The sequence below is a fragment of the Cryomorphaceae bacterium genome (assembly GCA_007695365.1).
Classification (GTDB): domain Bacteria; phylum Bacteroidota; class Bacteroidia; order Flavobacteriales_D; family SKUL01; genus SKUL01.
This window is the reverse complement of the sequence record REDV01000140.1, coordinates 32,616-46,912: the sequence shown is the minus strand read 5'-3', so window position 1 is coordinate 46,912 and position 14,297 is coordinate 32,616. Positions and strand designations below refer to the sequence as shown.

10 protein-coding genes are annotated in these 14,297 nt (G+C 49.9%); 4 read left to right on the top strand and 6 right to left on the bottom strand.

Features of this window, described 5'->3' with window-relative positions:
- Positions 1 to 132: 132 nt before the first annotated feature.
- On the top strand, positions 133 to 1,176 hold the full coding sequence (gene thiL, locus EA392_14265) for a thiamine-phosphate kinase (protein TVR36884.1): 1,044 nt from the start codon (positions 133 to 135) through the stop codon (positions 1,174 to 1,176).
- On the opposite strand, the gene EA392_14260 is transcribed toward thiL, so the two are convergent.
- The 5 genes from EA392_14260 to EA392_14240 all read right to left on the bottom strand — a co-directional run bounded on the left by EA392_14260 (position 1,173) and on the right by EA392_14240 (position 8,114).
- Complete coding sequence (locus EA392_14260; GenBank protein ID TVR36883.1) at positions 1,173 to 2,813, bottom strand: hypothetical protein; 1,641 nt, start codon at positions 2,811 to 2,813, stop codon at positions 1,173 to 1,175. The genes thiL and EA392_14260 overlap by 4 nt on opposite strands.
- Before the next feature lie 125 nt (positions 2,814 to 2,938).
- A complete protein-coding gene (locus EA392_14255; protein ID TVR36882.1) occupies positions 2,939 to 3,262 on the bottom strand; it encodes a hypothetical protein in 324 nt (107 codons plus the stop codon).
- 91 nt (positions 3,263 to 3,353) lie between these two features.
- Positions 3,354 to 6,512: a hypothetical protein gene (locus EA392_14250; protein ID TVR36881.1), complete on the bottom strand. Its 3,159-nt coding sequence runs from the start codon at positions 6,510 to 6,512 to the stop codon at positions 3,354 to 3,356.
- Positions 6,385 to 7,149 carry a DNA-binding response regulator gene (locus EA392_14245; protein ID TVR36880.1) on the bottom strand — a complete coding sequence of 255 codons (765 nt, stop codon included), beginning with the start codon at positions 7,147 to 7,149 and terminating at the stop codon, positions 6,385 to 6,387. The genes EA392_14250 and EA392_14245 overlap by 128 nt, the downstream gene beginning before the upstream one ends.
- A gap of 122 nt (positions 7,150 to 7,271) precedes the next feature.
- Positions 7,272 to 8,114: a response regulator gene (locus EA392_14240; protein TVR36879.1), complete on the bottom strand. Its 843-nt coding sequence runs from the start codon at positions 8,112 to 8,114 to the stop codon at positions 7,272 to 7,274.
- 364 nt (positions 8,115 to 8,478) lie between these two features.
- Here EA392_14240 and EA392_14235 point away from each other — a divergent pair, with 364 nt between their 5' ends.
- Positions 8,479 to 10,026 carry a hypothetical protein gene (locus tag EA392_14235; GenBank protein TVR36878.1) on the top strand — a complete coding sequence of 516 codons (1,548 nt, stop codon included), beginning with the start codon at positions 8,479 to 8,481 and terminating at the stop codon, positions 10,024 to 10,026.
- Positions 10,027 to 10,037: 11 nt separating this feature from the next.
- Here the strand turns inward: EA392_14235 and EA392_14230 are convergent, their stop codons facing one another.
- Positions 10,038 to 13,049, bottom strand: coding sequence for a leucine--tRNA ligase (locus tag EA392_14230; GenBank protein ID TVR36910.1), 3,012 nt, complete (start codon positions 13,047 to 13,049; stop codon positions 10,038 to 10,040).
- A 124-nt stretch (positions 13,050 to 13,173) separates the two neighbouring features.
- Here EA392_14230 and EA392_14225 point away from each other — a divergent pair, with 124 nt between their 5' ends.
- Together EA392_14225 and EA392_14220 are read left to right on the top strand one after the other, a co-directional pair.
- Positions 13,174 to 14,040: an FtsX-like permease family protein gene (locus tag EA392_14225; GenBank protein TVR36877.1), complete on the top strand. Its 867-nt coding sequence runs from the start codon at positions 13,174 to 13,176 to the stop codon at positions 14,038 to 14,040.
- 13 nt (positions 14,041 to 14,053) lie between these two features.
- A complete protein-coding gene (locus tag EA392_14220) occupies positions 14,054 to 14,287 on the top strand; it encodes a DUF3098 domain-containing protein (protein TVR36876.1) in 234 nt (77 codons plus the stop codon).
- Positions 14,288 to 14,297 lie beyond the last annotated feature (10 nt).

The window sequence follows — 14,297 nt, the reverse complement described above, 5'->3', positions numbered from 1 at the left end:
CCCGGCATTTGCGTGGTCCATTTTGAAGGGCATAGTAGCCGCTGTTCTTAATTTAATCGGTGCGAGTCTCCCATCATCTGCTGCACCATATCCATTGATTGACACTCCCCAAAACCTCCTACCTTTGCTCCCATGCTTGAAAACAAAGACAAAACCCCTATTTCGGCGCTGGGCGAATTTGGCCTGATTGACCATCTTACCAACGGATTAATAAATCACCATTCATCTACCCTGTTGGGCGTAGGTGATGACGCTGCGGTGATTTCGGCGGGCAATGAAGTGCTCCTGCTGAGCACCGATATGCTGGTTGAAGGCGTACATTTCGACATGGTTTACACCCCCCTCAAACACCTGGGGTACAAAGCCATTGTGGTAAACCTCTCAGACATCTGCGCCATGAATGCCCTGCCCGAGCAGGTGTTGGTATCGCTGGCACTGTCTAGCAAGTACACGCTGGAAGCCGTAGAAGAGCTGTACACAGGTATGCGCTCGGCAGCAGAGCGATACGGGGTAGACATTGTGGGTGGCGACACCACCTCATCGCGCTCCGGGCTGGTCATCAGCATTACCGCAGTAGGTAGAGCCGTTTCGGAACATGTGGCGTTTCGTTCGGGCGCTCAGGAAAACGACATCCTGATGGTGAGCGGCGATTTGGGCGGCGCCTATATGGGCCTGCAGTTGCTGGAACGCGAAAAAGCTGTTTTTCAAAGCACCCAAGGAGTACAACCCGACCTGGAAGGCAATGACTACATTCTGGAGCGGCAGCTCAAACCCGAGCCGCGCACCGATGTGGTAAAAACCCTTGCTGAGCGCGGTGTGAAACCCACCTCGATGATTGATATCAGCGATGGCCTTGCCTCGGAGGTTCTGCACCTGTGCAAGGCCTCCAACACGGGTTGCGCACTTTACGAAGAGAAAATTCCGATTGATCCCATGACCGCCGATCGCGCCCGCGATTTTAATCTCGACCCCACGATGTGCGCACTAAACGGTGGCGAAGATTACGAGTTGCTCTTTACCATTCACCCAAATGATTACGAGAAACTGCGCAACGACCCGCACTTCACACCCATTGGTCACATAACAGCAGCTTCGGCAGGAGCTGTGCTCGTAACGCGCGACCAAACCCAGCACCCGCTTACGGCTCAGGGCTGGGATGGCCTCAAAAACGACTAAGCTCCCAGGCTCGCTTTTTCTTTTACCAGCTCTTTAAACGGTCGGTTGTAGCGCTTGCTTTCGGCCCAACTCACAAAATCAAAGTACTCAAAAGCCGTGCTCTCAAATGGATCGGCACGCAACTCCTTGAGGGAGATAACAAGGTCTTCGTAAATGCGCTCGCGGTCTTCAATGGAGCGGGCTTTGAGCGATCGGCGGATAAAATCGAGCACTACCGATTCAAATTTGTACACCCGGTTGCGCGATTGAAGATAACGCGACGTGCTTTTGAGGGCGTAGGGCACCAGCTTGTTTTTGCCCCTGTCGAGCTGAATGATCAGGTTCATAATCTGGGCAAAGCAGTGAATATCCTCGCTTTCATCCACGTTAATGGTATTGAGCAATTCGTTGATCCAGTATTGCGCCTGCGATAAGTCGCCGGCACCGTAATAGATAATGGCGATGCTGAAGTAAAAGGCTGCCTTGCGCACACTGCTCAGCTTGTCGTAAAACCGCACCAGTCCGTTTTCCACCTCGTGAATAATATCGAGGCCCTTTTCAAACTCGCCAGTAAGGGCATAGAGTGCCAGTTCAATACTTGTAGCCGAGCTGAAAAGCCGTATTTCAAGATTTTCGTTTTGCGGAATCACCAGCTTCTCGGGCACACGTCGCAACTTTTCGAGGTAGGCAAAAGCCTCTTCGTAGCGCTTTAGCTGCATCCCCACATAAATGGCGTTGGTCAGTACCGACACATAGGTATTGGGCTCCTCCTGAAACAGCACATTGTTTGCCTCAATAAAAGCGATGTTTTTGGTGAGAAAACTGTAACATTGTTTGTAATCACCTGTACCGAAATAATACGCACTGTAAATGTGATAATAGAGGTAACGGGTGTGTACCGATATTTCGTCGTCTGAACGGTGCAGGAGCGTATGATCCATGAGTGCCTTGAACTCCTGAATCTCTTCTTCGGAACGTGCCTTGCCCTTGCGAAAAAGCAGGTGAAACAGGTGGCTTTTTACATTCCAGAACTCATTGTATGCATCAATCAGGCTTGCAATCCGCTTGTCCTCCTTCAGGATTTCATCGATAGACTCTTGCGATACCCCTTCGTAGTTGTCTTTTTCAATCAGCATCTTCTCCCAGTTCAGGATTTCAATCAGAATGGTGTGCTTCTGTTGCTCGTAGGCGATGCGCTTGGCACTTTTCATCAGCTTAAAGGCCTGATCGTAGAGCGACTTTTTGTAGAGAATTTCAACTGAGTGAAGCAACCTGCGCAAATCAGCGTCCACAGAACTGTCGTAGTAGTAAGAGTCGAGCGCTCGTAAAATGCTGTGATACAGTCTGTTTTTGGAGATGGAAAACCGGTTGATAATGGCCTGCCCTTTGAACTTTTTCAGGATGGCCTCTTCGTCGTACTCGGCTTGTTTATTAATGGCTTCAAAAAGCTTGAGATAAACACCTTTGGAGCCAAGCGTGGCATGGCGAGTTGAGTACACCTTAAAATATCGCTTCTCGGGGGTGGTGAGCGACTTTATAAGGTTGAAAAGTTGGTCTGAGGCCTTGTTAGACATGTAAAGAATTACGAAATTTTGGTTTGGCTTTTCGAACAACAATTGGCCCGGTTTCCACTTTGGTACAATCCCGCATTGGATCATCCAACACGAATGAATACAGGGTATAGAGCATTGTCATCACTTCTTCAAGATACGAAAATGATGGCATAAAAAAAGCGTGGAAGGTTAAAATTTCCACGCTTTAAAATGCTCTTGGAGTTGTATAATTATGGGCGGCCTGATTTGGGGCCGTTCCCACCTCCTGAAGAACCCGAGGGCTGCTTCGCGGTGGTTACTTCTTCTTCGTTGTCGCTGTCATCATTTACAAAATCGTCGTCGGAGGTTTGATCTCCTCCCGTATTGCCTCCCGAAGTTGAGTTTTGCTGGATTAGCGGATCGCCTGTGGCGTCAAGGGTATTACCCAGTGCACGATTCACGCCGTCTTCCTGATCGGAATCATCGTTCACCATGGCCCGGGCCTGCTGTGCATCCACAGACGGGTCGTCTTTCGGGCAGTGCTCATTGAGCTCAAATTTCTCGCAGGAAGTCATCAACCCCAGCGCAAAAACCCAAAGTATGATACGAGATGTTTTCATGTCCTTTAAACTTACCTCACAAACCTAAGTATTTTCCGCGAGAAAATCAAGTACCTACACCGTTTTCCATCACACTTTTTAACGGAAATGTGATTTCTACCACAGTTCCCAGGGTTACACCGTCGGGGCTAACCCGGTCGTGAGGCCCGTCAATACCGAAGTTTTGGTCGGTCATCTTTCGGAAAAGGTCAATACGGTTTCGATTGATCAACATCCCTTGAGGTATGTGTTGATTTTCGGTAGATGCCCGCATCTCACGGCTTTTTTCAATCCCTATTCCATCGTCGGTAATCCGAATCACTACGTCCTCTCCTTGTTTACGCACCGTCAATTCGAGGTTGCCTTTTTCTTTTTTGGGGAGGATTCCGTGCCAAATACTGTTTTCCAGGTATGGCTGAAAAAGCATGGCTGGAATTTTCACATGATGTGTATCAATGGAAGGATCCACCTGCAGGTGGTATTCAAATTTATCAGGAAAGCGCATGTTTTCGAGGGAAAGATAGAGGTTGATGCGTTCAAGTTCATCGGCGAGGGTGGTAAAATTGCTTTGCGAGCTGTCGAGATTTTTGCGGATCAGTTTGGCGAAGCTCGAAAGGTACTTGTTGGCGCTGAGCCGGTCCTGCCGGTTGATGTAGTATTGAATAGAATTGAGCGCGTTGAATATAAAGTGTCTGTTCATGCTTGAGTTGAGGGCTTGCTGCTCAAGGGCAAGCATACGGGATGTGTACTCGAGCTGCTGGGTAATGCGTTTGCGTGCTTCCTGACGAAGAAGCGCAGTAACTATGGCCGCTACCAATAAAATGAGGGCTATCACCAGCAAAAGAATAAACCACCAGGTGAGATAAAAAGGTGTGAGAATGGTGAAAGCAAAAGAGTCGTAGGTTTCAGTCCACTCGTTGCCAGCAATCCGGCCACGCACTTTAAAACGGTAGGTTCCGTGTGGCAATGAAGCATAGGTTGCGTAGTTGGTGGAGGTTGCCGGCAACCAGGCTTCATCGATTCCCTCGAGCATGTATTGAAATTCAACCTTGGAGGGGTTGCTAAAATACAAACCCACAAACTCAAAAGTGAGGTGATTGTTGGTGGGGTCCAGTTCCAATCCGATAGGAAGCCCGGTGCGCGGGTCGATCGTTGCGGCAATCTCCTCCCAGTTTCGGTCTTCCAGCACAAGTTTCACGCTGTTAATAAGCACGCGCGGCTCGTGAGGCACTGCGTCAAAAGGGTTTTCGGTGGCGTCGTAGCGAATCACGCCCTCGGTAGTTCCGAACCACAAATGACCGTCGTCGTCCAGAAATACTGCGTTTTGGTTGCACTCCAGGCTGGGTAAACCCTCCTGATCGGTGAAGTGCTGTGTTTTTACTTCCCCATTCGCATGGTAACTTCGCGTATCCAGCACAAACAGGCCATTATTGGTACCGATGTACAACAGCCCCAGCTTGTGAGCCAAAAAGTTGATGTTATTGGAGCCAAATCCACTGCTAAATACCACTTGCACCAAAGAATCGCCTTGCAAGGCAAATAGACCGCGTTTGCTCCCAACCCATAATTGCTGTTGATTGTCCTCGGCCAAACTGTACACCACCTGGTTGCGGGGGTCATCGGGTAATGCGTAGAGCTTGTAACTGCCATTTGCGGAGGCTACCAATCCGTTTTCGGTACCAAACCACATCGTGCCGTTGGTATCCTCAAAGATGTTGCGGACCCGCTTGCCGGGAAAATCAGGCATCAGCGAATCGGGCACAAATCTGCCGTTTTCATAGCGCGCAACACCGTTTACTACTCCAAACCACATGCGCCCTTTAGAGTCTTCGCGCACAGCAGTAACACGGTCAAAATAGGTGTCGGCAGTGGGACCTGTGTAATTGGTAAAACTGCGACCGTCGTATCGGCTGATTCCAACGTTGGTTCCGAACCACACATGCCCCTTTACGTCAACCTGAAGGCTCCAGATAGTGTTGTGCAGCAACCCGTTGTCGGTACTGAAGCCGCGCACACCTTCCGGACCTATACGGCATGCCCCGTTGTCGTAAGATCCCAGCCATAAATGGTTGTTTCTGTCTCGCTGAATTGCCATCACAATGTCGCTCACAAGACTGTCGCGCTGCGAAAATGTAACAAATCGTTCGCCGGTAAACCGAAACACACCTTTACCGTCGGTGCCAATCCAGAGGTTTTCTTCGCGATCCAGAAAAAGTGTTTTGATGTTCTCGTAGTTCAGCCCGATGTTGGTGGTGAATTTGGGCTGACCATCGGATGTGAGTTTGTTCAATCCGGAGCGCGACGCCACCCACAGGTTTCCGTCACGGTCGCGGGAAATTTCGCGCACAAAGTTGTTTTGCAGACCTTCTCCTTCCGTGATATTTTGCACGGTATTGCCTTCAAGCCTGAACACGCCACTGCCGAAACTGGCTGCCCAAACCAGATCGTCGTCGCCAAGCACCACGTCGCTGATGCTCACCCCGCTCAACAAAGGCTCCAGCTTGTCCAGTTGAAAGTTGGGGGAGCGATACAACCCGGACCTGCCTCCCACAAGCAGGTCATCAGAGGGTGTGCGCAACAGAATGCGGATAAACGAGTCGGAAGTGAATTCGTCCACCTGCTCGTAGCTTACTGTAGCGGTATTAAAGCGAATCAGCCCTCCTCCGTTGGTGGCAATCAGTAGTTTGCCGGGAGATTCTTCCACGAGGCTCAATACCATATTGTTTTGCCATGGCTTGGGTAGCGGATAAGGAAAAAATCGTGTGCCATTGAAAACTGAAATACCGCCGGAACACCCAAACCACAAGCCTTCGTCTGAGCATTCATAGATGCAATTTACCTGGTTGTCAACAAGGCCATCGGAGGCGGCATAGTTCAAAAACTGATTTCCGTCGAAACGGCTCACCCCACCCATGGTGGCGAACCACAAAAAACCCCTGCTGTCTTGCGCTATTGCACGCACCTGGCTTTGTGCGAGTCCATCTTCAATACTGTGGTGGATAAAACCAAATTGCTGTGCCCCGGCTGCCAACGCAACCAACAAGCTTACCATGCATATCAAGAGCCGCTGAGCCATAACAATACATTGTGAACACCCCTCAGAAACTGGCGATGTGCCCCAAAAATTCAGGTAACTTACGACGTGACACCGGAACTGTTGAGGCATCGGACAAGATAGCAAAATTACCGTCAGCGCGGCTGAATTCCTTGAGGTGATGGCGCGCATTGATGATATGCGATTTGTGGGTGCGGAAAAAGTCGCGTTTACTCAACATATCTTCATACACCTTGATGTTTTTACTGCTCATATAACGCTTGCCGTTGCTGAGGTAAATGTTGGTGTAGCTGTCGCATGCCTCCAGGCGCACTATCTCTTTGTTGTCCACAATCAAATAGCCGTCGCGAGTGGGGATGGCCATTTTTTCGGGATTGCGCTGGGCGGAAATATGCTTGAACATTTCTTCAAGGCTGGGATAATCTGAGGTATTGGTAGTCCCCGCCTGATGCATTCGCATGACCTTGGCCACGGCCTGCTGCAGGTCATCTACACTGATTGGTTTTTCCAGGTAATCAATGGCGCCTGCCCGAAAAGCCTTTAGGGCAAATTCGTTGTGCGCGGTGGTAAAAACCACTGAGAAATCGTGCGACGGAAGTGACGAAAGCATTGAAAACCCGTCTTCACCCGGCATTTTAATATCGAGAAATACCACATCTACATCGTGCTCTTCCAATGCCTCCCTCGCCTCGGCGGCTGAGTTGCAAATAGCTGTTACTTCTACCTCCGGACAAAAATCCTGCAACATCATCTGAAGGTTGCTGCTCGCGTTGAACTCGTCGTCAACAATCATTGCTCGTAGTTTCATAATTATGGGTTTTTGAGGGTTCGAATGGTCTGAAGTTAGGCATAGCTTCAAGGCTGAACAACGGCCAGATGGCCAACCCAGGGATTGGTTGAGCGAATGACGTCTATGATTGAGTAAACGGTTTATCGGGATACCGAAAGGGCTTCTATCACCTCCGAAATGCGGGTGCGCGATACGGGAATACGGGTGCCATCTGTCAGTAAAAGTTCGGGGTGGTCATTGCGGGTCAGCTCAGAAACACATTGCATGTTTACCAGGTAGGATCGGTGCACACGGTGAAAAGTTGAAGCAGGCAGCAGTTCTTCATACACCTTGAGGGTGCGTGTATCGAGGTAGCGGCTGCCATCCCTCTGTACAATAAGGGCACAGTTCCCCTCGGCTTGTACGTAAGCAATATCGGCCACTTTCACCATGCGAATGCCGCGGGCATGGTGAATGGCAATGCGCTGCCGTTCGCCGTAAAGCTCCTCCAGAAACTGCCATAGCTTTTCCTGATAGGCCTGTTGCTCGTTTGGATTGTTGCGGATGGTTCCCGCCAACTTGCGAAGCTTTTCGGCTGCGGCTTGCAGGTCTTCAGGATCAACAGGCTTCAACAAGTAATGCACCGCGTTGGCATTGAGCGCCTGCAGGGCATAATCTCTGAATGCGGTGACAAAAACCACAAGGTATGGGTATTCGGGTAGTTGGCGCAACAGTGTAAAGCCCTCTGCTCCCGAAGGCATCCGAATATCCAGAAAAATGAACTGCGGACGATGCGTATCAACAACCCGTACGGCTTCTTCCACGCTCCCTGCATCGGCCACCACGCGTATATCCGGGCAATAATCCGAAAGCATCATGGCCAGATTGGCGCGGGCATGCTGCTCGTCATCAACAATAATGGCTGTATATACGGGTGTGTCTTCCATTGCCTGACCGGGTACGGACGTTACAAAAAAACACAATTTGTCCGATAATGAACCCATAAGCACCGTGCCTCGTAATGCGCTGACTAATCGCCCCGAATCTCCGTACCTTCAGGTATGATGAAACCAATACTACATATCAAAACGGTAGCACTTGTGTTATTTGTGCTGGAACCTGAGCTCTGGTGGGTATTTCAGGACAGGGTGTAACCTGCAGCCCCTCGCCAAAGCCATTTTACAATTGCAGGAAAGGGATTTCCATGCATCTGAATTTTGGAAGAGGCAACAATCGGATTACTACCTTTGCGCGTATGCGGTTGAAGTGGTTCAATTCTGAGTTCATCGTACATTGACGTTACAACCAACAACAGATAGATTCCTGTGAGCCATACCCGATGACAAATTTACCAAGCAACACCCCTTAATGACTACAGATCAGCACCACGAAGGAGGAAGCCGGCCCGCCATCTCGCATAACAGTGACTCTCTGATAGCCCCACCGTTATACTCAGATCATTTTCATTATTTTCAGTTCTTCATTAGCGCTGGCGCAAGCAATCAAGGCGGCGAGGGTTGGGCACAAAATTCATTGAACAAATGGCATTTCTACACGTGTCCGGATTTGCCGATGATCCGGTTAACGGACGAAGAGGAACGACATGTTGGATTTCTGCTGGGAACCGCCATTGATGATCACGGCCTGCTCAAACACGGTGCTCAAATCAAACTACCACGCAGTGCCACCGAAGCTGATTCGGGGTTTTCAGACTGGCTCAGCACCATTCGAGGTCGATATGTTTCCTTTATAGATTCTCCGAACGTAGCCAGATTTGATTTGGACCCCTTGGGGGCACTTGCAGCAGTATATTCACTGGACCACCCTGTTATCGCCTCCACCTGGAGCTTGATTAAAAACCCTTCGGATGAGTACCTGAGAGCAGCACTGAAAGACCCCATTTGCACCCTGGCTTGTCAATCATACCCGGCTGGTCTCACAAGAACTGACGACGTGGCCCGGCTTCTTCCCAATTTTGCATTACACACCAATACCTGGAGGGTACAACGACATTGGCCCAGACCCACAGATTTTGAAAAGACAGACGACCCAAACAAAGAACTACAAAGGGCGAGCAATGAAATTCGACACATTATTGACTCACTGGCAGAACATTACGACATATACCTCACTCTGACTGGTGGTCTGGATTCAAGACTCATTGCCGCCTGCACATCAAAAAAGGCATTGAAGCGCACCCAATTCGTAACCTTTAAATACGACGACAAATTGGGCGATCGTATTGACTGTCACATTTCTAAACTCATAGCCAAAAAACTGGGCCGACCACAAACAGTTATTAATATCGAACCAGCGAGCACACAAGACTCAATTGACTATCTTCGACGTATAGGTGTTTCAGGAGGGGCTGGAAAAGCCAGTGACTTTATGAATGGTGCAAAAAAGCTTAACCCTCAACGCGCTTTTATTACCGGATTCAGCAATACCATCAGAAGCATATACGGTCACTATGGCTCAAACCAGTTTGAGCGTGTTGAAGATTCTTATGACGCTGCAAAACTGTTGCAAAGGTGCGAACTCGAAGGTAACGCTCGTTCAAAACGCGCTATAAGCGAGTGGAGAGAGGGTCTGAAAGATTACCCTATCGAGATGATACCCTTTCTGCTGTACAATGAGATTCGCGGCGGTTGCTGGTCGTCACCACACCAGTATGGAATTACAAAATTTGCAGCTACAGTCATCGCTTTCAGCAGCAGACCTTTGGAGAGAGCTTGCATTCGACTCACTAAAAAGGCGCTTGAAGACAACAATCCGGGCATTATCGCAAATGCCACAGAAGAAATCATAAAAATGAATCAACCGAAATTGGCCGAAATTTCATTTAATGATTTTAACGGAACTAGAAAATTAGTTCGGCGGTTGACATACAACAGGTTTTGGCGAATCGGTAAATAACAGTTCCTACCCTACACCACCACATTTACAATTCTGCCGGGAACCACAATGACCTTTTTCGGAGCCTTGCCTTCCAGGTATTTGGCGCTTTGCTCGTCGGCAAGCACAGCTTTCTCTACTTCGGTTTTGTCGAGGCCTAAAGGAAGCTCCAGCTTAAACCGCGTTTTGCCGTTGAACGAAACAGGGTACTCAAAACTGTTTTCTACCAGGTAGCCTTCGTTGTGCTCGGGCCAGCCTTGTTCGGTTATAGATTTAGAATGCCCCAGCTTTTCCCACAGCTCTTCTGCAAAATGCGGCGCGTAGGGCGAAAGCAAAATCGCCAACGGTTCGATGATTTCGCGCTTGGAACACTGCAGATCGCTGAGTTCGTTGACGCAGATCATCAGCGTACTCACCACCGTGTTGTAGGCGTGTCGCTCCAGGTCTTCGCTTACTTTCTTGATGGCTTTGTGCACTGCTTTCAGTTCATCACGGGTGGGGGCTTCGTCGGTTACGCGCATTGCACCGTCTTTTTCGTGGGTCAGACGCCAGAGTTTTCTGAGGAAGTTGTACACGCCATTGATCCCCTTCGTGTCCCAGGGTTTGCTTTGCTCCAGCGGACCGAGGAACATTTCGTACATGCGCAAGGTGTCAGCGCCGAATTGCTCTACGAGTTCATCGGGCGTTTGCACATTGAATTTGGATTTGGACATTTTTTCGACTTCGTGGCCGCAGTGGTAATTCCCGTTGTCGTCCGTCACAACAATAGCGTTATCAAACTCTGAAACAGATGTCCCTAGTTTTCTTACGTCTAGAATGTCATTATCAACACAGTCAATTGGAATGTGAAGCTTTTGAACTCCTACAGCTTGTGCATGCCATTTTCTGTTTGCATTGGCAGGGTTTGCCTCCAGCTTTAGCCTAATCTTCTCAAGAATGTCATTGATTCTTTTTGATTGATTATCATCAAAGTGCTTCCATTCATTGTGGAAGTCGTAATAAGATTTGGGCACTAAAATCTGAGGTAATTCCCTCTGGCTATAAAAGCGAACTGTTTCACCCTCCTTAACGAGATGGATTGTTTGAATCATAAGGCGATACACAAAACTACTCCGCCCCAGTATCATCCCCTGGTTGATCATCTTTTTAAACGGCTCGTCGAACCCGATATGTCCGAGGTCGTACAAAAACTTGGTCCAAAAGCGCGAGTAAAGCAGGTGGCCGGTGGCGTGCTCTGCCCCGCCGATGTATAAATCCACCTGTTTCCAGTAGTCGATTTTTGCTCGGTCTGCAAAGGTGGTTTGGTTGTGCGGGTCCATGTACCGCAGAAAGTACCAACTGCTTCCCGCCCAGCCCGGCATGGTGTTGTACTCCATGCGGTCGCCCTCAAACACATTCCAGTCTTCTTTTCGTCCACGGGCCAGCGGGGGTTCACCATCTTCGGTGGGCAGGTATTTGTCCACGTCGGGGAGTTCTACCGGAAGCTGGTCGTCCGGAATCAAGTGCGGCACGTCGTCCTTGTAATACACCGGAAAAGGCTCTCCCCAGTAGCGCTGCCTGCTGAACACGGCATCGCGCAATCGGTAGTTGATTTTGCCCTGTCCGATGCCTGCTTTTTCCAGTTCTTCAATGCACAGACGTATCGCTTTTTCGGGGGTCATGCCAGTGAGAAAACCCGAGTTGACGAGTTTCACCGTTTTGTCGTCGCAGGCCTGCTCGCTGATGTCAACGCCTTCAAATATTTCGGGAATGTCAATGTCAAACTTTCGCGCAAAATCCCAGTCGCGCTGGTCGCCGGCGGGAACAGCCATAATAGCCCCGGTGCCGTATCCGGCCAGCACGTAATCGGCAATCCAAACCGGAATTTTCTCTCCCGAGAACGGGTGAATAGCGTGGGCTCCGGTAAATTGGCCCGTTACGTTTTTCACGTCGCTCTGTCGGTCGCGCTCGGTTTTGAGGGATGCCTGTTGAAGGTAGTCCGCAACTTTATCGCGGTACTCGGCTGAGGTGATTTGCTGAACCAGCTCGTGTTCGGGCGCAAGCACCATAAACGAAGCACCGAAAATGGTATCGGGACGCGTAGTAAACACCTCAATCTTTTCGGGGTGCCCGTCCAGCTCAAACCAGATGGAAGCACCTTCAGAGCGCCCAATCCAGTTGCGCTGCATTTCTTTGATGTGGTCGCTCCAGTCGATGGTCTCTAATCCATCCAGCAGGCGCTGTGCAAAGGCTGTAATCCGCATGCTCCACTGCCGCATGCGTTTTTGCACTACGGGGTGTCCGCCGCGTTCAGAGCGGCCGTCTTTCACCTCGTCGTTAGCCAGCACGGTTCCCAGGGCCGGACACCAGTTTACCATGGTATCGGCAAGGTACGTAAGGCGGAAATGCATTAGCAGCAATTCGCGCTGTTTTTCGTTCATGCTCTTCCAGTCGGTGGCGGTAAACTCACCGCGAAAATGCTCGCCAAAAAAGGGAAATGCTTCGGGCGAAAGTGATTTCCACCAGTTGGGCTCGACGTGCGCCTGCACATTGTAGCTGCCGTTTTGCTCAAACTTTTCGATAAGGGTGGCAATGGGCTCGGCCTTGTTGCTCTCCTTGTTGTACCACGCGTTGTAGAGCTGTTTGAAAATCCACTGCGTCCATCGGTAATAGTCCGGATCGGAAGTGCGTACTTCGCGGCTCCAATCGTAGTTGAAGCCCAGTTTACCGAGCTGCTCTTTGTAGCGCGCAATGTTGTTTTCGGTAGTAACGGCAGGGTGCTGCCCGGTTTGAATGGCGTATTGCTCTGCGGGCAATCCAAAGGAATCGAAGCCCATGGGGTGAAGTACGTTGTAGCCTTTGTGTCGCATGTAGCGCGCGTGAATATCCGAGGCGATATAGCCGAGCGGATGGCCCACGTGCAGGCCAGCGCCCGAGGGGTAGGGAAACATATCGAGTGCGTAGAACTTAGGGCGCTCTGAATCTTGGGTTACACGGTAGGTTTCGTTTTGCTTCCAGCGCTTCTGCCATTTGCGCTCAATGTCCTGATGACGGTAATCTTTCATGGTTCTGAATGCCGCCCCGAAGGGCATGGGTTTAAGGGGTGGCGAAGTTAGTAATTTTGCTCCCTGACTTCTTTTTTTGTGCCCACGCACAATCATTTGTTACTTTAGCGCCGTTTGTCAGAGCATGAAAGACAAGTACGCCAAAAAAAGAGCCCGTAGTTCTGCAGCCAGCACCATTATTGGTATTTCGCTGGTGCTTTTTATGATTGGAGCTGCGGCACTGTTGTTACTCAACGCCCGCAAACTGGCGGTGTATGTTAAGGAGAACATACAGGTGCAGGTTTTTCTGAGCGATGATGCGCGCGAGGTGGACATCATCCAGCTCAAAAAAACCATAGACACACAAGGCTACCCGCGCGAGACCCGTTATGTGAGCAAAGAAGAAGCGGCCAACACCCTCAAGGAAGAATTGGGCGAGGATTTTATTGAATTTCTCGGCTTCAACCCACTGCTTCCGAGCATTGATATTCGGCTTCGGGCCGAATATGCCCACCCCGATTCCATTCTCTGGATTGCCGAAGACCTTCAGAAAAACACGTTGGTACACGAGGTGGCTTACAGCCCCGATCTCATTCAGCAGGTGTATGAAAACGTGAATAAAATCACATTGATTTTACTTGTTTTCAGCGGTTTGCTGCTACTGGTGGCCGTGGCGCTCATTAACAACACCATTCGTCTATCCATGTATGCACGACGTTTTACCATTCGCAGTATGCAACTGGTGGGGGCAACATCGTGGTTTATTCGCAGGCCGTTTATCTGGCAGGGAGTGCTCAATGGCTTTTATGCAGCGGTGATTGCCGCGGGAATGCTGGCCGCGCTGATATACATCGCGCAGCAGGAAATGCCCGATTTCTTTGAGCTTCAGGATCTCGAGACCTTCTTGTACGTGCTGGCCATTGTGCTGGCTGCGGGGATATTGATTTCACTCGTTTCAACTTTTTTGGCAGTGGGAAGATACCTGCGCCTAAAGCTGGATGATTTGTATTGATTATTTTTGACGCATGACCGAAGAACCCAAAGACCAATTTGCCTTTACCCGAATCAATTACCTGATTTTGGCCGTAGGGCTCGCGCTGATTATCATCGGATTTTTGCTGATGATTGGTGGCGGAAGCGACGACCCCAACGTGTTTAACTACGAAGTGTTCAGTCCGCGACGGATTACCGTTGCACCTATCGTTGCGCTGGTAGGTTACGCAGTGGTGTTTTACGCCATCATGAAAAAGGGCGACTAGGTCGGCCACA